Source organism: Magnetospirillum sp. (assembly GCA_027532905.1).
Taxonomy (GTDB): domain Bacteria; phylum Pseudomonadota; class Alphaproteobacteria; order CACIAM-22H2; family CACIAM-22H2; genus Tagaea.
In genome coordinates, this window is sequence record JAPZUA010000001.1 from 161,058 (window position 1) to 185,120 (window position 24,063).

23 protein-coding genes are annotated in these 24,063 nt (G+C 64.5%); 9 read left to right on the forward strand and 14 right to left on the reverse strand.

From position 1 onward, the window contains the following. Positions 1 to 130 precede the first annotated feature (130 nt). The 3 genes from O9320_00810 (at position 131) to O9320_00820 (ending at position 2,648) form a co-directional block, all read left to right on the forward strand. Positions 131 to 466 (forward strand): c-type cytochrome, encoded by a 336-nt coding sequence (locus O9320_00810; GenBank protein MCZ8309361.1) that lies wholly within the window; start codon positions 131 to 133, stop codon positions 464 to 466. A gap of 14 nt (positions 467 to 480) precedes the next feature. Continuing rightward, positions 481 to 1,785: an FCSD flavin-binding domain-containing protein gene (locus O9320_00815; GenBank protein MCZ8309362.1), complete on the forward strand. Its 1,305-nt coding sequence runs from the start codon at positions 481 to 483 to the stop codon at positions 1,783 to 1,785. 110 nt (positions 1,786 to 1,895) lie between these two features. Beyond that, a complete protein-coding gene (locus O9320_00820) occupies positions 1,896 to 2,648 on the forward strand; it encodes an SDR family NAD(P)-dependent oxidoreductase (protein MCZ8309363.1) in 753 nt (250 codons plus the stop codon). Here the strand turns inward: O9320_00820 and O9320_00825 are convergent. The 4 genes from O9320_00825 to O9320_00840 are packed head-to-tail and all read right to left on the reverse strand — an operon-like array spanning position 2,642 to position 7,194. Next, positions 2,642 to 3,514 (reverse strand): alpha/beta hydrolase-fold protein, encoded by an 873-nt coding sequence (locus O9320_00825; protein ID MCZ8309364.1) that lies wholly within the window; start codon positions 3,512 to 3,514, stop codon positions 2,642 to 2,644. The two genes, O9320_00820 and O9320_00825, sit on opposite strands and share 7 nt — an antisense overlap. After that, positions 3,492 to 4,670, reverse strand: a complete 1,179-nt coding sequence (locus tag O9320_00830) for a 4-hydroxybenzoate 3-monooxygenase (protein ID MCZ8309365.1) — start codon at positions 4,668 to 4,670, stop codon at positions 3,492 to 3,494. The genes O9320_00825 and O9320_00830 overlap by 23 nt, the downstream gene beginning before the upstream one ends. Beyond that, positions 4,667 to 5,821 (reverse strand): alpha/beta fold hydrolase, encoded by a 1,155-nt coding sequence (locus tag O9320_00835; GenBank protein ID MCZ8309366.1) that lies wholly within the window; start codon positions 5,819 to 5,821, stop codon positions 4,667 to 4,669. Before O9320_00835 ends, O9320_00830 begins: the two co-directional genes overlap by 4 nt. Before the next feature lie 8 nt (positions 5,822 to 5,829). After that, positions 5,830 to 7,194, reverse strand: coding sequence for an adenylosuccinate lyase family protein (locus O9320_00840; GenBank protein MCZ8309367.1), 1,365 nt, complete (start codon positions 7,192 to 7,194; stop codon positions 5,830 to 5,832). Positions 7,195 to 7,295: 101 nt separating this feature from the next. On the opposite strand from O9320_00840, the gene O9320_00845 reads away from it, so the two are divergent. Beyond that, positions 7,296 to 8,471, forward strand: a complete 1,176-nt coding sequence (locus O9320_00845; GenBank protein MCZ8309368.1) for a mandelate racemase/muconate lactonizing enzyme family protein — start codon at positions 7,296 to 7,298, stop codon at positions 8,469 to 8,471. A 1-nt stretch (position 8,472) separates the two neighbouring features. On the opposite strand, the gene O9320_00850 is transcribed toward O9320_00845, so the two are convergent. The 7 genes from O9320_00850 to O9320_00880 form a co-directional block, all read right to left on the reverse strand. Next, a complete protein-coding gene (locus O9320_00850) occupies positions 8,473 to 9,195 on the reverse strand; it encodes a ribonuclease activity regulator RraA (protein ID MCZ8309369.1) in 723 nt (240 codons plus the stop codon). Between the two features lie 3 nt (positions 9,196 to 9,198). Beyond that, positions 9,199 to 10,422, reverse strand: a complete 1,224-nt coding sequence (locus O9320_00855; GenBank protein ID MCZ8309370.1) for a mandelate racemase/muconate lactonizing enzyme family protein — start codon at positions 10,420 to 10,422, stop codon at positions 9,199 to 9,201. 21 nt (positions 10,423 to 10,443) lie between these two features. Beyond that, on the reverse strand, positions 10,444 to 12,132 hold the full coding sequence (locus O9320_00860) for an ABC transporter ATP-binding protein (GenBank protein ID MCZ8309371.1): 1,689 nt from the start codon (positions 12,130 to 12,132) through the stop codon (positions 10,444 to 10,446). A gap of 5 nt (positions 12,133 to 12,137) precedes the next feature. Next, complete coding sequence (locus tag O9320_00865) at positions 12,138 to 13,259, reverse strand: ABC transporter permease (protein ID MCZ8309372.1); 1,122 nt, start codon at positions 13,257 to 13,259, stop codon at positions 12,138 to 12,140. A gap of 3 nt (positions 13,260 to 13,262) precedes the next feature. Next, on the reverse strand, positions 13,263 to 14,249 hold the full coding sequence (locus tag O9320_00870; protein ID MCZ8309373.1) for an ABC transporter permease: 987 nt from the start codon (positions 14,247 to 14,249) through the stop codon (positions 13,263 to 13,265). Positions 14,250 to 14,335: 86 nt separating this feature from the next. Further along, positions 14,336 to 16,291: an ABC transporter substrate-binding protein gene (locus O9320_00875; GenBank protein MCZ8309374.1), complete on the reverse strand. Its 1,956-nt coding sequence runs from the start codon at positions 16,289 to 16,291 to the stop codon at positions 14,336 to 14,338. 72 nt (positions 16,292 to 16,363) lie between these two features. Beyond that, positions 16,364 to 17,149 (reverse strand): GntR family transcriptional regulator, encoded by a 786-nt coding sequence (locus O9320_00880; GenBank protein ID MCZ8309375.1) that lies wholly within the window; start codon positions 17,147 to 17,149, stop codon positions 16,364 to 16,366. A gap of 110 nt (positions 17,150 to 17,259) precedes the next feature. Here O9320_00880 and O9320_00885 point away from each other — a divergent pair, with 110 nt between their 5' ends. Next, the gene (locus tag O9320_00885; protein MCZ8309376.1) at positions 17,260 to 18,066 is read left to right on the forward strand and encodes an NAD(P)-dependent oxidoreductase; all 807 of its coding nucleotides are present in this window, start codon (positions 17,260 to 17,262) and stop codon (positions 18,064 to 18,066) included. A 4-nt stretch (positions 18,067 to 18,070) separates the two neighbouring features. After that, positions 18,071 to 19,342: a glucarate dehydratase family protein gene (locus O9320_00890; protein ID MCZ8309377.1), complete on the forward strand. Its 1,272-nt coding sequence runs from the start codon at positions 18,071 to 18,073 to the stop codon at positions 19,340 to 19,342. Positions 19,343 to 19,344: 2 nt separating this feature from the next. On the opposite strand, the gene pcaG is transcribed toward O9320_00890, so the two are convergent. From pcaG to O9320_00905, 3 genes are all read right to left on the reverse strand, one after another. Next, positions 19,345 to 19,911, reverse strand: a complete 567-nt coding sequence (gene pcaG, locus O9320_00895) for a protocatechuate 3,4-dioxygenase subunit alpha (protein MCZ8309378.1) — start codon at positions 19,909 to 19,911, stop codon at positions 19,345 to 19,347. Further along, positions 19,904 to 20,617 (reverse strand): protocatechuate 3,4-dioxygenase subunit beta, encoded by a 714-nt coding sequence (pcaH, locus tag O9320_00900; protein ID MCZ8309379.1) that lies wholly within the window; start codon positions 20,615 to 20,617, stop codon positions 19,904 to 19,906. Before pcaH ends, pcaG begins: the two co-directional genes overlap by 8 nt. 305 nt (positions 20,618 to 20,922) lie before the next feature. Then, positions 20,923 to 21,339: a DUF3830 family protein gene (locus O9320_00905; GenBank protein MCZ8309380.1), complete on the reverse strand. Its 417-nt coding sequence runs from the start codon at positions 21,337 to 21,339 to the stop codon at positions 20,923 to 20,925. A gap of 203 nt (positions 21,340 to 21,542) precedes the next feature. On the opposite strand from O9320_00905, the gene O9320_00910 reads away from it, so the two are divergent. From O9320_00910 to O9320_00920, 3 genes are all read left to right on the forward strand, one after another. Further along, complete coding sequence (locus O9320_00910) at positions 21,543 to 22,019, forward strand: hypothetical protein (GenBank protein ID MCZ8309381.1); 477 nt, start codon at positions 21,543 to 21,545, stop codon at positions 22,017 to 22,019. A gap of 159 nt (positions 22,020 to 22,178) precedes the next feature. Next, the gene (locus O9320_00915; GenBank protein ID MCZ8309382.1) at positions 22,179 to 22,802 is read left to right on the forward strand and encodes a hypothetical protein; all 624 of its coding nucleotides are present in this window, start codon (positions 22,179 to 22,181) and stop codon (positions 22,800 to 22,802) included. 95 nt (positions 22,803 to 22,897) lie between these two features. Next, a complete protein-coding gene (locus tag O9320_00920) occupies positions 22,898 to 24,040 on the forward strand; it encodes an iron-containing alcohol dehydrogenase (GenBank protein ID MCZ8309383.1) in 1,143 nt (380 codons plus the stop codon). The last annotated feature ends 23 nt before the right edge of the window (positions 24,041 to 24,063 follow it).

A 24,063-nucleotide genomic window follows, 5' to 3' on the forward strand; every position in this document is an offset into this window, starting at 1 on the left:
GTCGGTGTTTAGTTCCTTTGCGTTGCGCGCGGCGGGCTGGTTGCGTCAAGAAAATCCGCAGCTTGCCCCTCGCGCAAGAGCGCCCTAGTTTGCCTCGCAAGAACACTTCCAAGCTGGAGAAATCGTCCGCATGAAACCGCTTCTTTCCGCGCTGTTCGGTCTGGCTCTCGGTGCGGCAAGCCTGCCCGCCGCGGTTGCCGCCCAAACGCCGCCCGCCCCCGCTGCTGCCGCCCCCGCTGCAGGCCGCGTGCTCGTCGCCACCTGCACCGGCTGTCACGGCCAGAACGGCAAGAGTGCGGGGGCAATTCCGACCCTCGCCGGACAGAGCGAAGCGCAGATCCGCCAGGCGATGCTCGACTACAAAAACGACCGCCGCGCGGGCACGATGATGAACCGCCACGCCAAAGGCTTCAGCGACGATGAGATCGGCGCCATCGCGCGCGAAATCGCGACGAATTGGCGCTAAGGGAGATCGCACACATGGCTCAATTCAAACTCTCGCGGCGCGCGTTCGGCGCCTCGCTCCTCGCATCGAGTGCCTTGTCGGCCTGCGCCATCCGCACCGAGCCTGCACCCAAGGCCCGCGTGGTGGTCGTGGGCGGCGGCTTCGGCGGGGCAACCGCCGCCAAGTTCCTGCGCCTGGAGGATCCGGGCATTGCGGTCACACTCGTCGAACCCAAATCCGAATTCCAGACCTGCCCGTTTTCGAACTACGTGCTGTCCGGCTTCAAGACGATGGCCGATATCACGCACAATTATTCGGCCCTCACAGGTACGCATGGCGTGCGCCATATCCGCGAGACGGCCGTGGCGATCGATGCGGCTGCCAAAACCGTGCGCACAAGCGGCGGCCAGACGCTTGCCTACGACAAGCTCGTGCTGTCGCCCGGCATCGAGATCCGCTACGGCGCCCTCGAGGGCTACGATGCAGCCGCTGCCGAGCGCATGCCGCACGCGTGGGCCGCAGGGGCACAGACGGTGCTGCTGCGCCGCCAACTCGAAGCCATGCCGGATGGCGGGACGGTCGTGCTGTCGATCCCGGCCAACCCGTTCCGCTGCCCGCCGGGCCCGTACGAACGCATCGCGATGATCGCGCACTATCTCAAAACGACGAAACCGCGCTCGAAGATTCTCGCCCTCGACGCCAAGGACGCGTTCTCCAAGCAGGGGCTGTTCCAGGACGGCTGGCAGAGCCAATACGGCGCTATGATCGAGTGGGTGCCGCTCGGCAAAGATGGTAAAGTCGTGCGCGTCGATCCGGCAGCGCTCACGCTGACGTCCGAGTTCGGCGAAGTGCACAAAGCCTCGGTCGCCAACGTGATCCCGCCGCAATCGGCGGGCCGCATTGCGGTCGCAAGCGGCCTTGCAGCGACCGAGGGTGCGCTTGCCGGCTGGTGCCCGGTCGATCCGTTCACGTTCGAATCGACGCGCGCCAAAGACATCCACGTGATCGGCGACGCGGCGATCGCGGGGGCTATGCCAAAATCGGGTTTCGCAGCCTCGAGCCAGGCAAAGTTCGTCGCACAAGCCATCGGCGCGCAGGTGAACGGCCGCCCGGTGCCGACGGCCGTGTTCGCGAATACGTGCTACTCGCTGATCACGCCCGATTATGGCATCTCGGTCGCAGACGTGTATCGCCCGACCGCCCAAGGCATTGTAGCCGTCCAAGGTGCGGGCGGCGTGAGCCCGCGCACGCCGGCAGACGCAGCCAATTTCCGCGCTCAGGAAGCGCACTATGCGGAAGGCTGGTACGCCTCGACGACGAAGGAAACCTGGGGCAGCTGACAGCGCCCCCGATCCCGAAAAGCATGCAGCCATAGGCCGAGCATCTTTGGACTTGGCGCAAGCCTTCCCGCCTGCTTGGATGGTGTCCAAACAGGCGGGGAGAAACGGCCATGAACAAGATCGATCTCGGCGGCAAGCGGGCCGTCGTCACGGGCGGTGCGCGCGGCATCGGACTCGCCATCGCCGAGCGGTTTCTGGCTTCGGGTGCCGACGTCGCTCTCTGGGACCGCGATCCGGCCGCCATCGACGCGGCCGCCAAGCGCCTTGCCGCCGGCAAACGCGTGACGGGGGTGGCGGTCGATGTCGCCGACGAAGCCACCATCGCTGCCGCAATCGCCGCCACGGTGGGCGCACTGGGCGGCATCGACATCCTCGTCAACAATGCCGGCATCACCGGCCCCAACGCGCCGACTTGGGAATATCCGGTTGCGGACTGGAAGCGCGTGATCGACGTCGATCTCACGGGACCGTTTTTGTGCAGCCGTGCGGCCATCCCCGTCATGCTCGAAGGCGGCTGGGGGCGCATCGTCAACATCGCCTCGGTCGCGGGCAAAGAGGGCAATCCGAACGCGCCCGCCTATTCGGCCGCCAAGGCCGGCCTCATCGCGCTCACGAAGTCGATGGGCAAGGAGCTTGCGAAGTCGAACGTGCTCGTGAACTGCATCACGCCGGCCGTGGCCGACACCGACATCCTCAAGCAGATGAGCGAAGCGCACGTCGCCTACATGCTCGGCAAAATCCCGATGGGGCGCTTCGTTCAGATCGGCGAGATCGCGGCGATGGCGGCTTGGCTCGCCTCGCCCGAATGCTCCTTCACCACCGGCGGCGTGTTCGACATCACCGGCGGGCGCAGCACCTATTGAGACTTGAGCTTGGCGGCGAGAAATTCGAGCACGTCCGGAAAGGCGGCCGCCCACGTGCCCCAATCGTGGTCGCCTTCGGTGACGGCACTCGTCACCGCAAGTCCGGCGGCCTTGAGGCGCAATTCGATCACGTCCTGCTCTTCAGCAAGGCGAAACCGGTCGCCGCGGCTTGCGGTCAGATAGAGTGCCGGGCGCGGCGCATCGGCCGCAAGACGGCGAGCAGTCTGCTCGGGATCGCGCGCGACGAAAAATTTGGGATCGAAGGGTTCGCCGAAAGCACCCGAGAACACGCGCGCGAGGCGCGCTGACATCGTTTCGTCGATCGTGGTGTCGGGCTTGATGCGGGTCCAGAACGCCCCGCTCATCGAGGCGGCGGCAATGTAGCGCTCGGGATAGGCAAGGGCGATGCGCACCGCGCCGAAACCGCCCATCGAATTACCGGCGATGGCACGGCCCTCGCGATCGCGGCGCACGTCGAAATTCCGTTCCACGTCGGCCGCAAGATCGCGCACGATCGCCGTTTCGGCCGCCATTGCGGGTCCGTCCACGTACCAGCCATTGCCGGTATCGGGCAGCACGATCATCAGGGGCGGAATGCGCCGCTCGGCCACGAGCCGGTCGAGCGTTTCGGCGACTTGGCCCAGCCGCAGCCATTCGGCGGCCGAACTGTCGCGCCCGTGCAAAAGATAGACGACCGGAAGCGTTCCTTGGGCCTTGTCGGGCCGCACGATCGAATAGTTCGCCTGCCGCCCGAGCGCCGCACTGTTGTAGTGCCGATCGACCGCGACCTCGCTTGCGCTCGCGGCGTGTGCAAACGCAAACAAAACGGCCAGCGCAAAAGCGCTAATCTTCGAACGGCAAGCCAACATAGTTCTCCGCCAAACTCGCCAGTGCGGCACGCGAAGATACCAGATATTCGAGATCCGCAAACTGCCGACGCTCGTCGAACGGCGTTTCGTCGCCGAATTTGTGCAGGAGCGACGTCATCCACCACGAAAAACGCTGCGCCTTCCAAATGCGGCGCAGCGCCGTGGTCGAATAGGCGTCGAGCTTCGTGCCGTCGCCGCGTTTGATCTGGGCTTCGAGGGCGCGGGCGAGCAGCCGCACGTCGCCGATCGCGAGGTTCATGCCCTTGGCACCCGTCGGCGGCACGATGTGCGCGGCATCGCCCGCCAGAAACAGCCGCCCGCTCTGCATCGGCTCGGTCACGAAGCTGCGCATCGCCGTGATGCCCTTCTGCAGCATCGGTCCCTCGGTCGCAAGCCCGCCCAGGCGGCGCTTGAGCTCGGCCCAGATGCGCGCGTCGGGCCAGTTGGCGATGGCGTCGTCCGGCTCGCACTGAAGATAGAGGCGGCTGATTTCGGGCGAGCGCATCGAGAGCAGCGCAAACCCGTCGGCATGGCGGGCATAGACGAGCTCTTCGCACGCCGGTGGCGCCTTGGCGAGAATGCCGAGCCAGCCGAACGGATATTGACGGTCAAAAAAACGCAACTCGCCTGCAGGCACCGTCGGGCGCGCAATGCCGTGGAACCCGTCGCAGCCAGCAACAAAATCGCACACGAGTTTTTTGCTCTGCCCCTGCTCGACGAAATGCAGTTCGGGTGCAGTAGCCTTGAAATCGTGGATGGCGACATCCTTGACGTCGAAGCGCACATCGCCGCCCGCCGCAAGGCGCGCCGCAATCAGATCCTTCACAACCTCATGCTGGCCGTAGACAGTGACGGCCTTGCCGTCGGTAAGATCGGCCAAATCGATGCGATGGTTCACCCCGTGGAAATGCAGATTGACGCCCGTATGGCGCAGACCCTCGCGGCGCAGGCGCGCGCCCACACCCGCATCTTCGAGCAAGGCGGCAGCCCCGTGTTCGATGACGCCCGCACGGATGCGCTCTTCGACATAGCTGCGCGTGCGGTCTTCGAGCACGACCGACTCGATCCCTGAAAGATGCAGCAGATGCGACAGCAGAAGCCCCGAGGGCCCCGCCCCCACGATGCCGACCTGCGTGCGCAACGTCGCGGTCATTCGAGATCGCCTAATTCTTCGCGCACGGCCGCGAATGCGCCGTTGACCGCCGGCACGCCCGCATAGACAGAAGCATGCATCAAGAGTGCGCGCAACTCGGCGGGTGTGACGCCGTTCTTGAGGGCCGGGCGCAGATGAAGCTTGAATTCGGCCTCGCGGCCGAGTGCGATCATCATCGCAAGCGTGACGAGCGAGCGCGTTTTCAACGGCAGCGTCGCATCGCCCCACATCTCGCCCCACGCGATACGCGTGATGAAATCCTGCCACGGCTGACCGAAGGATCCAGCCTTGTCGAGCGAGCGCTGCACGTGGTCGACGCCGAGCACGGCTTTGCGGTTGGCAAGGCCGGCGGCGAAGGCCGCATCGGCGTGCACCTGCGACGGCGGCAGAAAATCGAGCAGCAAGGCGGCGGTCGCGTCGGCACGTTCGATCGCAAACAGATGGGCGGCATCAGCGACGGCCGCAAAATTGGCACCCGCAATCCCACCGGCAAGGGTCTGGCCCATCTCGACGGTGGTGACGGGATCGAGCGTTGCCGCCACTACCAAGGTCGGTGCTTTGATGCGGGCCAATTGCGCGCCGAGATCGGCGTGTGCGATCGCCTCGCACGCGGCCGCATAGCCGTGCGCGTCGATGGCAAGGATACGATTGCGGTTGAGGACGACCATCGCCGGGTCGGCGGCAGGGCTGAACCAGCGCTGAAGCACGGCATCGACGATGGCGCCGAGCCCTTTCTCGCGCACGATCTTGGCGCGCGCAAGCCACGCGTCGGCTGGCGGCAACGCCGAGGCGGTGGCAAGGAGTGCAAGATGGCCGGTGCGCGCGGGAAAGCGGCTCGCAAAATCCTGCGCGACGATGCCGCCCATCGACAGACCGACGATATGCGCCTGTCCGATATCGAGCCGGTCCAGAAGCTGAACAAGATCGTCGGTATAGTCGCGCAAAGCGGCAGGGCCCGCTTGGTGCGCCGAGCGCCCGTGGCCGCGCGCATCGTAGCGCAGGCAGCGATAATGGGGGGCGAGGGCGCGCACCACGCCGTCCCACATCTCGACGGTCGCTCCAAGCGAGTTCGAAAACGCGACGACCGGGGCCGTGTGCGGGCCCGTGATATCGTAGAAGATCTTCTGACCGTTCAGTTCCGCAATCGGCATGTTTGCCACTATGCGCGGGCGACGAGGCGCGCTGCAAGCGCATCCGCACGTGCCGCCACCGGCTCGACCCAAGCGGCGGCGGCCGTCACAGCCGCAGCAGGGTCGAACGCAACGCCAAGCGCTTTCGCGTCGAGGCCCGTGTCGGCCCCGGCAAGCACCGAATGCAGATCGCGCCCGCTGTCGCGCACCGTATCGGCGGCACGTTCGACCAGCGCATGCGCCGCAGCGCGGCCGAGCTTGGGGGCGAGCAGCGAAGCCGCAGCATCCGCAAACACAAGGCCGCGCGTGGCGCCGAGATTGCGCAGCATCGCCGCTGCATCGACATGCAGCCCTTCGGCCAGAAAACGTGCATGTGCGACCGCACCACCCGCACAGCCGAACAGCGACGCGACTGCATGCCATTCGGCGTGCCACGCCCCAGCCGGGCGCTCGTGGGCCGCAACGAGACTGCCGCTCAAACCTGCCGCAAGCCCGCCTGCCGCTTGCGCGTTGGCGAGGATCGCCGTAGCCGCGATCGGATTGCGCTTGTGCGGCATGGCGGTGGAACCGCCGCGCCCTTCGACATGCGGCTCGCTCACCTCGCCGATTTCGGTCGAAGACAGCGCCACGATATCGCCCGCCATCTTGGCAAGCGTGCCGGCAAGTGTCGCAAGCCATTGCCCGGCCGCGACGATGCCCGCACGGCGCGTGTGCCAAGCGATGGGCGGCGCACCAAGACCGAGCTCGCGCGCATAGTCGGCCAGCACGGCGGGGCCTTTCACGCCAAGCGAGGCGAGCGTGCCGACCGGTCCGCCCAGTTGCGCCAGGCACGCAGCGTCGCGCCTTGCCGCGAGCGCGCTTGCCGCATCGGCGATGCCGGCAAGCCACACGGCCGCCTTGAAGCCGAACGAAACGGGTGCGGCGTGTTGGCCGTAGCTGCGCGCAATACACGGCGTGTGCGCGTGGCGCCGCGCGAGGCTTGCAAGGGCGCGCAGCATGTCGGCAAGGTCGGCCGCCAAGAGATCGAACGCGACGGCCATCTGCAGCGCCAGTGCGGTGTCGAGAATGTCCTGCGACGTCGCCCCTTTGTGCAGATCGGCGCCGAATTCGGCCGGCAGCAGCTTCTGCAGCGCCTTCACGAACGCGATCGTCGGCACGCCGGCAAGCACCGTTCCGGCCGCCAGCGCCTGCTTGTCGAACGAAGCGGGCGAGACGGCCTCGATCGAGTCGGCAAGGCCTGCAGGTGCGAGGCCCGCGCGCGCCTGAACGCGTGCGAGTGCTGCCTCGCTGCGCAGCATTGCGGCGATCAACGCCTCGTCGGCGAACACCGCCGCCAAGCCGGGAGGGGCGAACAAAGGGCCAAAGATTTCGGAATCGAGAGGCGAAAAACTCATCGTATTTTCGATTCTAACCGGTTCTGGGCGCCGCGCAATCGTTGCCCGCAAAGCATCGGCGTGCGATGCTCGTTTCCAACGACAAAAGAGGGGGAACACGCATGCGAATTCGCCAGCTGCGGGCATTCATGACGCGCGACAAAGACCGTCCGCGCGTGCTCGTCGCCATCGACACCGACGAGGGAATTACGGGCTGGGGCGAGTGCTACAATCACGGGCCCGACCGCGCCCTGATCCCGCTGCTCGACTATCTGGCGATCTTTCTGGCGGGCCAGGATCCGCGCCGCATCGAATATCTGATCCTTTATCTGCTGCAGCAGAGCCGCTTCCCGCCCGGCGCTTTGGGCCTCGCCGCGATCTCGGCGATCGACCATTGCCTGTGGGACATTTCGGCAAAAGCGCTCGGCGTGCCTGTCTATCGGCTGCTCGGCGGCGAGGTACGCAACCGCGTCCAGGTTTATGCCGGCGTCTACACCGCCCCCGATCCGCTGATCGCGCGCGATACGTTCGACGCGCTTTCGGGCGAGTGGGGCATCACGGCTTTCAAACTCAGCCCCTATCGCGGCGACCTCCATCGCCGGCGCTGGGGTGACGTGGTCCGCGAGAGCGCCGCCTATTTCGCGGCCCTGCGCGAAACCGTGCGCGCCGACTACGAAATCGCGTTCGACGCGCACGCCAAACTCTTCGAGCCCGTGCAGGCCATGCAGCTCGGCAACGCGCTTGCCCCTTACGATCCGCTGTTCTTCGAAGAGCCGATCCGGCCCGAAAACTTCGAAGCCTGGGGAGCGCTCAAAGCGCGGCTCGACTGCCCGCTTGCGACCGGCGAATGCCTCTATAGCCGCTTCGAATTCCTGCGCTTGCTGCAGGTGCGCGGTGCAGACATCATCCAGCCCGACATTTGCGTGGTTGGCGGCCTGCTCGAAATGCGCAAGATCGCCGCAATCGCCGAAGCGCACTACGTGACCGTGGCGCCGCACAACCCGATGGGTCCACTTGCCACGGCCGTGAACGTGCATTTCAGCGCTGCCCAGCCCAACTTCAAGATCCTCGAATATCGCCTGCCGCACGGTGCCAATTACGACGACAAAAACCCCGACCAGCTCGGCGCACCCTACGTGCGCGATCCGTATTTGCCCAAGGACGGGCATCTCGAATTGCGGCCCGACCGGCCGGGCTGGGGTGTCGAGATCGACGAAGAGGTGCTGAAGCGCGACGGCTACATACACTGGCAGCGCAAAGTCCCGACCAAGCCCGACGGCAGCAGCGGCTACGTATAGGCTAGCGGCCCTTGGCTTTGCGCCATGCCTCGAAATCGATTTTCGATTTTTCGTCGGTCGGCGGATAGAGGCCCGCGATCGAGCGACCCTCCTGCACTTTCTCGACGACGAAGTCCTCGAACGCCGTCATCTCGACGGCTTCGGTCGCGACTTCATCGGCAATCTCCGCCGGGATCACAACCACGCCCTCGCGGTCGCCGACCAGGACGTCACCGGGCCAAACCGGCACGTCGCCGCAGCCGATCGGAACGTTGCTTTCGACCGCCTGGTGGAGCGTGAGATTGGCGGGTGCCGACGGGCGATGGTGGTAGGCCGGAAACGGCAGAGCCGCAATCTCGGGCGAATCGCGAAAGCCGCCGTCGGTCACGATGCCCGCTACGCCGCGCACCATAAGGCGCGTGACGAGGATGCCGCCGGCGGACGCAGCGCGCGCATCCTTGCGGCTGTCCATCACCAACACGGCCCCCTTCGGGCATTCTTCGATCGCAACGCGCTGCGGATGCTTGCGGTCGAGAAACACCGTGATCGGGTTTAGATCTTCGCGCGCCGGGATGTAGCGCAGCGTATAGGCCTCGCCGACCATGTTCGGCAGGTTCCCGTTCAAGGGCCGCACGTCCTGGATGAACTGGTTGCGCAAGCCCCGCTTGAACAACGCCGTGCACAAGGTGGCGACGCTGACCTGCATCAGCTTTGCCCGCGTCGCATCCGATAGTTTCGGCGCCATCGCTCAGCCCTTCGGGAAATAGACGCCGCGCTTGAGGCGCGTCTGCACATAGACCTGCTCGTCGTACGTACCCTCGGCATAGGCGCCGCTTTTGGCGGCACCCGGGATCGAGACGTTGCATTCGCTCGGGTGCTGCTTGACGAAAGCCTCGTCGATGTCGACGCCGAGCCCGGGCCCGTCAGGCACTTTGAGGAAGCCGTTTTCCTGCAGGGGATGCGGCACTACGGTCTGCGCGCGCCCCACCCAATCGTCTTCGATGCGTTCGAGGATGAGGCCGTTCGGGATCGCCGCCAGCACATGCAGGGCAGCGTATTCGGCGACGGGCCCGAGCGAGCCCGAATGCGGCGCCATCATGATGTGGTGCGCTTCGGCCTGGGCCGCGATCTTCTTCATCTGCGTAATGCCGCCCGCACGGCCCGTGTCGGGCTGCACGATATCGACAAGATCTTTTTCGATGAGTTCGCGCAAGCCGTAGACCGTTGCCATGCGCTCGCCCGCTGCGAGCGTCACGTTTGCCGAATCGCGGATGCGCCGGAAGCCGTCGAGATTTTCGGGTGCGATCGGATCTTCGACGAACATCAGTCGATAGGGCTCGAGGGCGCGTGCCACTTGCGCTGCGTCGGCTGGCGTCAGCCACGGCGGCCCGTGCAGATCGATCATCAGATCCATCTCGTCGCCGATCGCGTCGCGCAGCATCGCCACTTTGCGCACGGGATCCGAGACGCCGCCGCACTTGATCGCCGTGATGCCGCGCTTCTTGAGCGACAGCGCGACCTCGGCCGTGTTGGCATGCGCGTAGATGCGAATGCGGTCGCGGATTTTGCCGCCGAGCAAATTCCAGACCGGCGTATTGAGCGCCTTGCCCTTGATGTCCCACAGCGCCATGTCGATGCCGGTCATCGCCCCGCCGCCGACCGTGCCGACCATGCCGTGGCCCATGATGGCGCACATCATCTTCTGCCACAGCCGCTCGATATGCATGGGGTCTTCGCCGATCAGGATCGATTTGAGATCCTGCACGGCCGTCTGGATCACGCGCGGCCAGCCGCTGCATTCGCCGATGCCGACGATCCCTTCGTCGGTATGCACCTTCACGAACAGCCAGTTGCGCGTGCCCGTGAGCCCCTGGCGCGTCGCTTTTGTTCCGAACGAACCGTCGGACGCCCACCCGCGTAGATTGGGCGCATCGACCTGCATCAAAAACGTCTCAATATCGACGATACGCAAAAGAACTCTCCCCCGATAGCCTCAGCCGACGTAGCGGAACCGTTTGTGGATGCTGCGCGCGCGCGGATCGGGGCGCGGAATGGCGGACAGCAGCGCCTTCGTGTAGGCGTGGTTCGGCGCATCGCACACTTGCTCGGCCGGACCCGTTTCGACCACGCGGCCGCGATACATGACGGCCACGCGATCGCACATGTAGCGGATCACGCCGATATCGTGGCTAATGAACACGTAGGAGAGGCCGAGTTCGTCCTGCAGATTCATCATGAGATCGAGCATCTGCGAGCGAATCGAAACGTCGAGGGCCGAGGTCGCTTCGTCGGCCACGATCACGCGCGGTCGCAGCGAAATCGCGCGCGCGATGCCGATGCGCTGGCGCTGGCCGCCCGAAAACGCGTGCGGATAGCGCTCGCGCCAAGCGGGATCGAGCCCCACTTGTTTGAGCAGCACCGCGACGCGGTCGTCGAGGTCGCTACCCTTGGCAATGCCGTTCACATAGAGCGGCTCGCCCACGATCTGCGCCACGGTCATGCGTGGATTGAGCGAACCCACCGGGTCCTGGAAGATCATGCGGATTTCGCGGCGCGCGGCCTTCAGGTCTTCGCCTTCGGCCGTCACGAGATCGACGACAGAGCCGTCCGCACGGCGATAGGCGATCGAACCGCCGTTGGGATTGTAGACGCGCAGCAGGCAGCGCCCCATCGTCGTCTTGCCCGAACCGGACTCGCCGACAATGCCGAGCGTTTCGCCGGGTTTCACCGACAGCGACACGTCGTCTACCGCTTTGAGCGGTGCGGCAGGTTTGCCGAAATACATGCACAGGCCCTTGACCTCGATCACGGGCTTGGCGTCTTGCGCGATGGGGGCGCGACGCAGCCGGATTTCGGCCTTCTGCTCGAGCCGCACGACCGAACCGATCAGCATGCGCGTGTAGTCGTCCTGCGGCGCATGGAAGATGCGGTCGACGGGGCCGGTCTCGGCGACCTTGCCGTGGTACATGACCAAAACGTCGTCGGCGATTTCGGCGACCACGCCCATGTCGTGGGTGATGAAGATCACGGCCATGCCGAGATCGGTCTGCAGCCGCTTGATGAGGTCGAGGATTTCGGCCTGCGTCGTCACGTCGAGGGCCGTCGTCGGCTCGTCGGCGATCAGAAGCAAGGGATTGCACGCAAGCGCCATCGCGATCATCACGCGCTGGCGCATGCCGCCCGAAAACTCGAACGTATAGCGGTCGATCGCCTTGTCGGGATTCGGGATTTCGACCTGCTTCAGAAGTTCGACCGTGCGCGCGCGCGCGGCCTTCTTGTCCATGCGCAGATGCAGGCGCAGCACTTCCATGATCTGGTCGCCGACCGTGTGCACGGGCGACAGCGACGACATCGGCTCCTGGAAGATCATCGCGATGTCGGCGCCGCGCACTTCGCGAATCGCACGGCTGCGCGGATGCAGGGCCGCAAGGTCGGTGATGCTGCCGTCGCGACGGCGCAGCTTCATGGTGCCGGCGACGATGCGGCCCGGCTGATCGACGATCTGCAGGATCGAGCGCGCGGTCACACTCTTGCCACTGCCGCTCTCGCCGACGATGCACAGGGTCTTGCCGCGCGCGACCTTGAAGGACACGCCGTCCACGGCCTTCACCACACCAGTACGCGTGGCAAAATGCGTGACGAGGCCTTCGACCTCGAGCACCGTTTCGTTCGAAGGCGGCATCGCGTTCATTTGTTGTAGGGGTCGGCTGCATCGCGCAGGCCGTCGCCGAGGAAGTTGAGCGCCATCACCGCGACCACGACGGCCGCACCGGGGGCAAACAGCCACGGGGCCGTGGCGATCGAGCGAATATTCTGCGCCTCGCGCAGCAGCACGCCCCACGAGATCGTCGGCGGCTGCAGCCCGAGCCCCAGGAAGGACAGCGAGGTTTCAGCCAAGATCATCGCCGGGATCGCGAGCGTAATGCTTGCGATGATGTGGCTCATGAAGCTCGGCAGCATGTGGCGGAAAATCACGCGCCCTTCCGAGGCACCGTCGAGCCGTGCGGCCACGACGAACTCCTCGGTGCGCAGGCTCAGGAAGCGGCCGCGCACCACGCGCGCCAACTGCGCCCAGCCGGTCAGCGAGAGAATGACCGTGATCATGAAATACTGCGTGGTGGCGGGCCAGTCCTGCGGCATGGCAGCGGCCAATGCGAGCCAGATCGGGATCGACGGCAGCGACAGAATGAATTCGATCACGCGCTGGATCCCGAAATCGAGCTTGCCGCCGAAATAGCCCGATATGCCGCCGAGCACCACGCCGATCGTCAGCGAAAGGAACACGCCGACCAATCCCAGTGACAGCGATATCTGCGCACCCTGCATGATGCGGCTGTAGACGCAGCGCCCGAGACGGTCCGCACCGAGCAGGAACAGCGGTTGGCGCGCATCGCTCGAGGCGAACATGTGCCGGTCGGTCGGGAACAGGCCGAACAAATTGTATTCGTAGCCCCTGCCGAATATTTCGAGCGGAATCTTGCGGCTCGTATCTTCGACATACACGGCCGCCAGCGACACGGGATCGCGACGCAGCGCGTAGGGATGGAAATAGGGACGGAACGCGAAGCCGTCGTCGGTGTCGAAAAAATGGATGGTCTGCGGCGGGTGGAAGGCGGCCCGCGCATTCTGGCGGGCAGGATCGTTCACGGCGAAAAAGCCCGGGATCGCCGCAACGAGATAGAGGAAGGCCACCACCACGAGCCCCACCATCGCGAGATGATGGCGCTTGAAAGCCCACCACAGCAATTGCCATTGCGAGGCAACCGCCATCTGCTTGGCATCGACCGCCCCTTCTGCAAGCGCCGCCATCGTCTACTCCAACCGGATACGCGGGTCGACGAGAGCGAGCAGAATGTCGCTGACGAGTGAGCCCAGCAAAGTCAAAGCGCAGATCAGCAGCACGAAGGCGCCGGCCAGATACATGTCCTGGCTCATTAGCGACTGCAGCAGCATGGGCCCCGCGGTCGGCAGGCTCAGCACGATCGCAACGATAACAGAGCCCGACACGAGATTGGGCAGAAGCCACGCGATCGTCGAGATGAACGGATTGAGGGCCACGCGCAGCGGGTATTTGACGAGCAAGGCGAACTCCGAAAGCCCTTTGGCGCGCGCCGTAGTGACGTAGGGCTTGTTGAGTTCGTCGAGCATGTTGGCGCGCATCACGCGGATGAGGCTCGCCGTACCGGACACCGCGAGGATCACGACCGGCACCCACAGATGCGACAAGAGATCGAGCACCTTGCCGAAGCTCCAAGGTGCGGCGACGTAAGGCTCGGAGAACAGCCCGCCGACATCCTGGCCGAACTTAACGGCCGCCACATACATGAGCACGAGGGCGAGCAGGAAGCTCGGGATCGCAAGCCCCAGAAAACTGAAGAAGGTCGCGATATAGTCGCCGACCGAGTATTTTTTGACCGCTGAAAAAACGCCGATCGGGAGCGCCAGCCCCCAGGTCAGCAGCAACGTCGAGACCGTCAGCAGCAAGGTCAGCGACATGCGCTCCCAGATGAGTTCGGAAACCGGCTGCTGCCACTCGAAGCTCAGGCCGAAATTGCCTTCGGTCACGATGCCGAAGATCCATTTTCCGTACTGCACGATCATCGGCTGATCGAGGCCGAAGCGCGCGCGCAGATCGGCGGCCGTGTTCTGGTCCACGATTTCGTTCGAAGCGGCGAGCGTCGCGATATAGGTCGTAACGTAGTCGCCCGGCGGCAGTTCGATCAGCACGAACGACAGGAAGCTCAACGCCACCAGCGACGGGATCATCCACAACAGACGCGAAACGATGAAGCGCAGCATTCGTGTTCGGGTTTCCGCTTGGGGGAAGAAGGCGGCGGCCGGCCCCGCCCTTTTCGAAGGGCAGGACCGGCCGCGCGAACCGTTCGTTACGTCGTGAAGAAGAACTGCTGCGGCAGGGACGGGCCCGGGTTGGGCCAGCTCCAGGCCTGCGGCATCTTCAGCGGCACGTTGCGCAGGTTGTTCTTCGCGATGCCGAACGAGTTGACCGCAAGGCAGACGCCGATCGTCTCGAAAGCGTCGGCCGTGAGGTCGAGCATTTCCTTGACGATCTGGCCGCGCTTGGCGATGTCGGGCGTGGCGCGCGCATCGTCGAACAGCTTCATGCGGCGCTTTTGGCTTTCCGGCGGCTCCTGGCCTTCCTTGCCGCCCGACACGTACCATTGCGTCCACGGGATCGCGTAACGCGAGCCTTGCGGATGCTGGGCGAGATAGTCGCGCGGATCGAGGATCGGATCGAGACCACCGGGGCCGGGCCACGTCGCCGCGTCGTGGTCGTTATTGTCGCCGCGCGTGTAGTAGAGGGCGCGCTCGATCGTGTTGACTTTGATGTCGACGCCCAGTGCCGCCCAGTGGCGCTTGACGAGTTCGAGCGTGTCGACCGCGTCCGGGTAGAGGGTCGGGATCACGTCGATCGCGAAGAACACTTTTTGCCCATCGGGGCGCAGGCGCATGCGGTCGGGCCCACGCCGGTAGCCGAGGCGGTCGAGGATCGCGTTGGCTTGGGCCGGATCGTGGCTCGTGAACTGGCGCGCGAGCTTTTCGTGGTACCAGGGATGGCCCGGGCGCGGCCCGGTCTGGTAGGGCTCCGACTGGCCGAGATAGACGAGATCGATGATCTCTTTGCGGTCGATGCCGAGCGACAGCGCCTGGCGGAACTCCTTGTTGGCGAACATGGCGCGCATCGCGGGATCTTTGTGCGTCATGTTCAGATAGATCATGCATTGCTGCGCGCCGGAGGCGACCAGCTCGACGAGGCGGTAGGCGCCGCGCTGCATGTTCTGCGACAGGGTCGGCTTGTTCTGCAGCGAGTCGATGTGGCGGTCCTGGATGTCGATACGGCCCGAGATCGTGTCGAGCATCAGCGATTCGACGTCCTGCGAGATGTTCATCGTCAGCTGGTCGATATAGGGCAGCTGTGCGCCGTTGGTGTCGACCTGCCAGAAATACGGATTGCGGCGCATCGTCACGCGCGTCGCACCGCCCGTGTAGGCTTCCGCGACGACCCAGGGATCGAGCGTGGGCTTCTCGGCGTTGCCCCAGCGCGACGGAATTTCAATGTCGCCACAGCGCGCGCGGAACAAAGTCGGCCAATCCGAAAGGTTGGCCGCGCGCACCTGGGCGTCGAGGCCAGTGTTATATTTCGGATGGAACTGGCTGCAATAATGCTTCGGGAACAGCGTGGGATGCTGACCGAGCGGCGTGGCCAGATTCTCGAGGAACATCGCATAGGGTGCTTCGAACGCGAACTTCACGGCCGTGTCGCTGACCTTGGTTACGACGGCCGGCTTACCGCCGATCGTGAGCACCGAGGGGACCGAGCGGTAGAGTTCGGAATTCTTCGTGCAGTCCTCGATCGCGAACACGACGTCGTCGGCGGTGAAGGGTTTGCCGTCCGACCATTTCATGCCCTGGCGCAGATGGAACACGAACTCGGTCGCGGTGGCGTTCACGTCCCAGCGTTCGGCGACGTTCGGCAGCACTTGCGTGAATTCGAGGTTCCAGCGCACGAGGCCTTGGTTGCCGACCATGCGCAGAATTCCGTTGTGGTCGCTCGAGCCGCGCAGGCCCCGGCGCAGCGTGCCGCCGTAGCGGCCCACGGTTTCGTGCGGCGTGACTACCATCGGATTGCGCGGCAGGCGCTGGTCGAGCGGCGGCAGGCGGTTTTCGGCGACCATGCGCGCGAGTTCGGGCGCTTCTTTGGGTGCGGCTTGGGCCAACGCCAAAGGCGGGCTTGCGGCGAGGGCAGCCACCCCGGCCACACCCTGCAGCAGAACGCGCCGCGATACGGCGCTCTCGGTCTTCGAATCCTGACGGTCCGACATCGGTTCCCTCCCGTTATGATGCGCCTTGGGGCGCGTTTGTTGGTTTCATTAGGGCACTAATATATCAGAGTGTCAACCTTGCTCCTCTTCGGCCGCATTGGGTGCGGTGGCAGCGGGTGCGGCGCGCACATATTCGGGAAAGCGCGCGCAGAGATTTTCGATGTTCGCCAGCGTGCCGGACAGATGCTTGCGCAGAAAAGCTTGCGCCACTTCCGGCTGGCGGTCGGCGATGGCTTCGACGATCGCCTGATGGTCATCGAGAACGATCTGGATCTTGCCGCGGGCGGGCAAATGCAGGCGCCGCAGCCGGTCGATCTGGCCGCTGTGGCGGCGGGCGAGATGCCACAGATCCTGCACGCGCGCCGCCTCGTACATCAGGCGGTGGAAATGCTGGTCCTCGGCCGAGAAGGCGCCAATATCGCTGTCCTTGGCGATCAGGCGCTGGCGCGCAAGCGAGGCGCGCAAGGAAGCGATCAGCTCAGCCGAAGGCGCCATCGCAAGCTCGCGCACGATTTCGAGCTCGATCGAACGGCGCAGAAAATGCGCCGCGCGCGCGGCCGTAAGGTCGATGAGACTCACGACCGTGGCATGCTGCGGAAAAACTTCGACGAGCCCTTCGGCCGCCAGCCGCATCAGCGCATCGCGCACCGGCGTTTGGCTCACGCCCAATTGGCGCGCAAGTGCGGCACGCGACAAGACCGTGCCCGGTGCCAGTTGCAGCGACACGATTGCCTCGCGCAGCCGCTCGAAGGCGTGGGGTGCAGCCCGGCCGCGGCGCACGGGCACCGGCTTGGGTGCCGCAGCCGCCAATCGGCGGACGGGTTTGCGCGAGCGCAGCGGGGCAGCAGGCGTTGCCATGAAACGCAGTGTATCAGAACGCGCGCTAGCGTCGAGCACTAATATATTAGTGCTTTGAAGCGAACCGCTTCCCCGCTAAAGTGGCCTTTATAAACGAACGGGAGGGACCCTTGAACATTCTTCTGACCGGTGCCGCCGGGCATATCGGCGGCAAACTGCGCCGCCTGTTCGCCGGGCGATTCTCGAAACTGCGCGTGAGCGATATCGCCCCCATCGCGGATCTCGCCCCCGGAGAAGAGAATTTCACCTGCGATCTTGCCGACCGCGACGCGGTCGAACGTGCCATGGTCGGAATCGACGGTGTCATCCATCTCGGCGCCTTGTCGGTCGAGTACGATTTCGACCGCATTCTGCAGGCCAACATCGTCGGCACCTACAATGTCTACGAGGCCGCACGCAAAGCCGGCACCAAGCGCATCGTGTTCGGCAGTTCGAACCATGCGGTGGGCTTCCATCCGCGCACGACCACGATCGACCACCGCGTCGATATCCGCCCCGATACGCGCTACGGCCTCAGCAAATGCTGGGGCGAAGCGGTGTCGGCCCTTTATGCCGACAAATACGGCGTCGAGACGCTCAACATCCGCATAGGCAATGCGGCCGACGTGCCGCAGACCTTGCGCGCCCTCGCCCTTTGGACGAGTGCACGCGATCTCGCCCAGCTCATCGCGATCGGCCTTGAGCATCCGGATATTCGCTGCGAGATCGTGTACGGCATCTCGCGCAACAGCCGCGCCTGGTACGACAATTCGAACGCCTATCGCCTCGGCTACAAGCCGCAGGACAGTGCCGACGACCATGTCGCGGCCGCCGAAGCCGGCGAAAGGAGTGCCGTGCAGGACGAGATCTCGCTGCACTTCCAGGGCGGGCCGTTCTGCTCGGCCGAATACGCAAAACCGCTGCGCGCGGCCCGTTAGCGCCATGAATCGCTCCAATCCGCGCATCGCCGCCGTCCGCACCACGCCGATCGCCTTTCGCGATCCCCCGCTCCTCAACGTGGCCGGCGTGCACGAGGCTTTTGCCTTGCGCAGCATCATCGAGGTCGAAACCGAAGACGGCCGCATCGGCCTCGGCGAGAGCTACGGCGATCTCGAAACGCTCGCCAACCTCGCCAAGATCGGCCCAATGCTCGTGGGCCTCGATCCCTACGACCTCAACGGGCTTGCGAGCCGCAGCTACCAAGCGGTGACGGGCCAGGAATTCGCGGGCCAGACCTATCCGGCCGCCGGCGACAAAGCGCTGGCGAGTGCGACCGCCGCCTTCGAAGTGGCGTTCCTCGATCTGCAGGGCCAGATCGCGGGCTTGCCGCTCTATGCGATCCTCGGCGGCAAGGTGCGCAGCCACGTGCCCTTCAGCGCCTATCTCTTCTACAAATTCAAGCAGCACAAGGACAATCCCGGCTACCCCGCCGACGATTGGGGCGAGGCGATCGACCATGCCCAGATCGTGGCGCAGGCCAAGCGCATGGTGCTTGAATGCGGCTTCGGTTCGATCAAGCTCAAAGCCGGCGTGTTCGAACCCGATTTCGAAATCGAATCCCTGCGTGCATTGCGCAAGGCCTTCCCCGACCATCCGCTGCGCATCGATCCCAATGGCGGCTGGTCGGTCGCGACGACCAAGCGCGTGATGCCGCAGCTCGACGGTTTGCTCGAATATCTCGAGGACCCGACCGGTACGCTCGAAGAAATGGGCGAGGTCGCGACCTTCGCCAAAATGCCGCTTGCGACGAACATGGTCACGATCGCCTTCGGCCATATCCCGAAATCGGTGCGACTCAATTCCGTGCAGATCGTGCTGAGCGACCACCATTACTGGGGCGGCCTGCGCGCGACCCAGAATCTGGCGCAGATCGGCCGCGTGTTCGGGCTTGGCATCTCGATGCATTCGAACTCGCATCTCGGAATCAGCTTGGCGGCGATGACGCATGTGGGAGCGACGATCCCGAACCTCGCCTATGCCTGCGACACGCACTATCCCTGGCAGGTCGAAGAGGTGATCGACGGCGGCAAGCTGAAGTTCGAGGGCGGCAGCCTGGCGCCGCCGCAGGGCCACGGCCTCGGCGTGCGCCTCGACCGCACCGCCCTTGCCACGCTGCATCGCCAGTACCAGACCTGCGGCATTCGCAAGCGCGACGACGCCAAAGAGATGCGCAAATACCGGCCGGACTGGAGCTCGGCGCGGCCGCGCTTCTAGGCTTAGACCGCGAAGAAGACCGTTTCGCCTTCGCCTTGCAGGCGGATATCGAACCGCCACTGGCCGGACGCTTCTTGCGTTGCGATCAATGTCGAGCGCCGCTCGGCCGGCACTAACGCGAGCACCGGGTCGGTTGCGTTGGCGGCTTCGCCTGCAAAATAGACGCGTGTATAAAGCCGGTTCAGCAATCCGCGCCCGAGGACGGAAACGGCGATGTGCGGGGCGCTTGCACCTGCCGCACCCGGCCTTACGGTCTGCAACCGGAAGACGCCGCCCGCATCCGTGGCCACGCGTGCGAACCCTCGGAACGGCGCATTGGCGGGCAGCCCCGCATCCGCCCCCGCATAGCGCCCGGCCGCATCGGCCTGCCAGAATTCGAGCATTGCATCGCCGACGGGCGCGCCATCGCCGTCCAACACCGCGCCGACGATTTCGATCGCGGCTCCTGCCCCTGCTATCGCCGCATCGACGGCGGCTTGGTAGGGATAGCCCGCCGGCGTCAGGCAATAATGGAAAAACGGTCCCACCGTCTGCGACGGCGTGATGCCCAACGTTTTGCGCTCAACCATGCGAACCACTTTCCATCGGCGTGGCCGCACGGCCGCGCAGCACGATGTCCCACACATAGCCGAGCGCCCATTCGGGCATCGTCGTGTCGATGTCGAAGCGCGCCACCATGCGGGCGCGCGCGGCGGCATCGGGCACCGAACCCATGATCGGATCGAGTGCGTGCAGCGGATCGCCGGGGAAATACATCTGCGTCACCAGCCGCTGCAGAAACGAGCGCCCGAACAGCGAAAAATGGATGTGCGCGGGCCGCCAAGCATTGGCGTGGTTGCGCCACGGATAGGCCCCCGGGCGGATCGTGGTGAAGCGATAGCGCCCTTGCGCATCGGTCGCCACGCGCCCCGCCCCGTAGAAATGCGGATCGAGCGGGGCCGGATGCTGGTCGACCGCATGGATGTAGCGGCCCGCCGCATTGGCCTGCCAGATCTCGACGAGCGTGTCGGGCACAGGCCTGCCGTCTTCGTCGAGCACGCGGCCCGACACGACGATGCGCTCGCCTTGCGCCTCTTTGCCGTCGTCGGTCTTCGTAAGATCGTCGTCGCCGGGGCGGCTCGCATCGTGCCCGAGCATGGGCCCCGACAATTCGGAAGCCCCCGCCTGGATCGCGATCGGCGGCAGCAAGGGTGCGCGCTTCTGCGTGCTGCGATAGCCCGGCGACAGCGACGGCGCATGCGCTGCCAAACTCGCCACGGGATAGATGTCGGTCATGTCGTCTCCCCCCACTCTGTCCCAGCACTTGGCGTGCCGCTTCAGATACGCGACAACAGGCTACAATCGGCGACAGGCGTTGACTATAGGCGACATCGGTAACCTATTTCCAACGCGCTGAAAACAAACACGAAGCACGCGATTTTGGGCCAATTGGGAGACGGATTCGGATTTTTCGAAATGTCGCCAATAGCCTTATTTCACCATGTCAAACAGCACAACGCCGCTGCCCCTCTTTTGCCGAAAGAGGAGCAGCGGCGCATTGTTCGAGAATACGCAGAACACAACCTAAATATCAATGATTTTCAGGCTGCGGCTTCGAACAGAATGTCCTGGGCACCCTGCCACAGCACGGTCTTGCCGAAGCTCGCGAGATTTTCGAGCCCGTCGGTCAGCGTGATGAAATGGTTGCCGGCCAACTGCCCGACCTTGCTCGCAAAGCGCACGCCACCATAGGCCAAGATGAGCTCGGTTTCGCTGATGCCGCCGGGATAAAGCAGGATATGGCCGGGGGCGGGATAGCTCGTGTGGTTCTCGAGCCCGAGGCCCAAATCGAGCGAGCCGAGCGGAATCCAGCAGCCCTCCCCACTCCAGCGCACATGGATGATCTTGCTGCGCCAGGGCAGCAGGCTGCGGAATTTCGCCACCGTCGCCGGGGCCGCTTCCGTCTCGAACCGACCGCCGAACACATAGCTACCTGCCGTCACGCGCACGCGATCCATTTTTTACCCTCTTGTTCGCCGATGATGCCGTTGTCGATCGACGGAATCTAGACGGCTCAGGTGCGGACGTCCAACCCGCGACGTTGGCGGTCAACTCTCCGATTGTATGGCCGAAAAAAAAGCACGGATACTCGCATTGACTTTCGATGATATTCGTATTATGTTCTTATAAGACTATATAACCCTTTAGAGGTATTTAGCCTATGCCGCTTATCGACAAGAAAATCCCCGGCTGGCTGAAAGGTGCGGTCGCCGGGATGCTGCTGCTGACGGTCGGGCATTTCATCTACCAGACCTTTTTCGTCGGCTGGCGGGAGTATCAAGTACTTGTCTTTGCGGATCAGCCTTTCGGGACTACCGACATCCGCTACGACATCTTCCTCGACGGCAACTACCGAGAAAAAACATTTTTCGTCAAACCGGCGCCGGACAGCACTTTCAGTCTCTTCGGCGCTGAACCGTTTCGCTCGACGGAGCGTCGCGTAAGCCTAGCGCTCGTTCCGCATTCGACCAACACAGCGCATCCGACCTACCGGTTCGTCGTCGAAGGCGATCCTGAAGGACATCGGTATTGCGAGATCGTGGTCTATCTGCACAACGGGACGCCCACAGTCGAAGCATGCAAGTTCAGAGAGTACGACGCTACGCTGTTTGGATTCTTCTTGAACGTCGTCAACTGACGGAAGGAGGAGGCAAACACCATGAGCGAGAAAACACAAAGGCCGGTACCGCCCGTCGATCGGGCATACCCAAACGAACTGGAGGAAGCGGTTGCCCAAAACGCGCGACAGACCTCATACCCTGGCGCCAACAACGGTCCAGCCGATGCCTACCGACACATGTTCGGTATCGCCGAAGTGCAGCGACGTAGCTCTCAGACTGTCGCGCGCACTGTCGGAACCGCGAATGAAATCGACCGCAAGACCTGGCGCCTCAAGACGGACGCCGGTTCGCAAATGGATCTTCACAACAATCGCATTGGCGAACGAATTGGCCGCGCCGCGCGCAACACCGCCGAGGTCGAAGCGTTGGTGCATGCCGAGGTGCGCGCCGCTGCCATCGAGGGCGGAACGGGGAAGAACGGCGCCGCCATATATCTGGCGCCCGAGAACTGGACCGGCGACGGCAATCGAACAACACCGATCGTCTGGCCACCGCACGATCTTGCGGGATCGAGCGAGGTCGAGCGGATTCTGGGCAAACCGACGCGGCTTTGGACCTCCGACGACGCGCGCAAAGTGATGCAAGACCGCATCTACAGGCAATGCACGCATCCGCGCCAAGCCGAAGCGTTCGAAAAAGTGCGCAAGCATTTCGAACATCGCTACCCGGCACCGACGCGCGGCAGGGCGGCCACGCAAAGCAGAGAAGGCAGCAGCGGGCCTGTCCATGTCGATGCCTATACGCGCGGGGACGGCACGCAAGTGACCACCCATTCGCGCAGCGCACCTGGACCGCGCTAGCGACGCCAGGGCGCGATCCAAGCGGCGGTTGGCGGCGATGCTGTCTTTGCTCTAACCTAGCTTCCGTCGCGAACAAGAAGACGGAAGAACGCCTAATGCCCCTCATCAAATACATCACCGACATCCAGATCGATTTTGGCGCGTCGAAGCTGCTGCACGAGGCTTGCGCTTCCGCGGGCATCAAACGCCCACTGGTCGTGACCGATAAGGGCGTGGTCGCGGCTGGTGTGGCCGCCCAAGCGCTTGCCGCGATCGAAGGGAAGCTGCCGTACGCGATTTTCGACGGCACCCCCGGCAACCCGACCGAGTCTGCCGTCGAGGCCGCCCTCGAGGCCTATCGCGCGCACGGCGCGGACGGGCTTATCGCGGTCGGCGGCGGCTCGTCGATCGATCTTGCCAAGGGCTTGGCGATCCTGGCCACGCACCCTGCCCCACTGTCGCAATACGCCACGATCAACGGCGGTGCGCCGAAGATCAGCTCGGCGTGCGCGCCCTTGATCGCGATGCCGACCACGGCGGGGACGGGCAGCGAAGTGGCGCGCGGCGCCATCGTGATCCTCAAAGACGGGCGCAAGGTCGGGTTCCATTCCTGGCACATCGTGCCGCGCACGGCCATTCTCGATCCCGACTTGACGCTGAGCCTGCCGCCGGGCCTTACGGCCGCGACGGGCATGGATGCGATGGCGCATTGCATCGAAACCTTCCTTGCGCCCGCTTTCAACCCGCCCGCCGACGGCATTGCGCTCGACGGGCTGGCACGGGCCGCCAAATGGCTGCGCCGAGCGGTCGAAAACGGCAGCGACCGCGAAGCGCGCCGCCAGATGATGAGTGCGTCGGCGCAAGGTGCACTCGCCTTCCAGAAGGGTCTGGGCGCCGTGCATTCGCTGTCGCACGCACTTGGCAGCTACAAAGTAAAATCGCTGCATCACGGCACGCTCAATGCCGTGGTGCTGCCCGCCGTGTTGCGCTTCAACGAAACCGCCGCAAGTGCGGTCGCCGAAGATAAATACGCGCGGCTGCGCCAGGCGATGGGCCTCGCCGCAGGTGCGGCCGTCGATGCGGCAGTGGCCAAACTCAACCGCGATCTTGGCCTTGCCTCGGGGCTTGGCGCCATGGGCGTGGAAAAAGACTTCATCGACGAGGCGATCGGCAAGGCGATGAAAGACCATTGCCATGCGACCAATCCGCGCATCGCGACACCCGAAGAATATCGCGCGATGCTGGCCGAAAGCTGGTAAGGCCGTCGCCCGCGCGTCCGCAT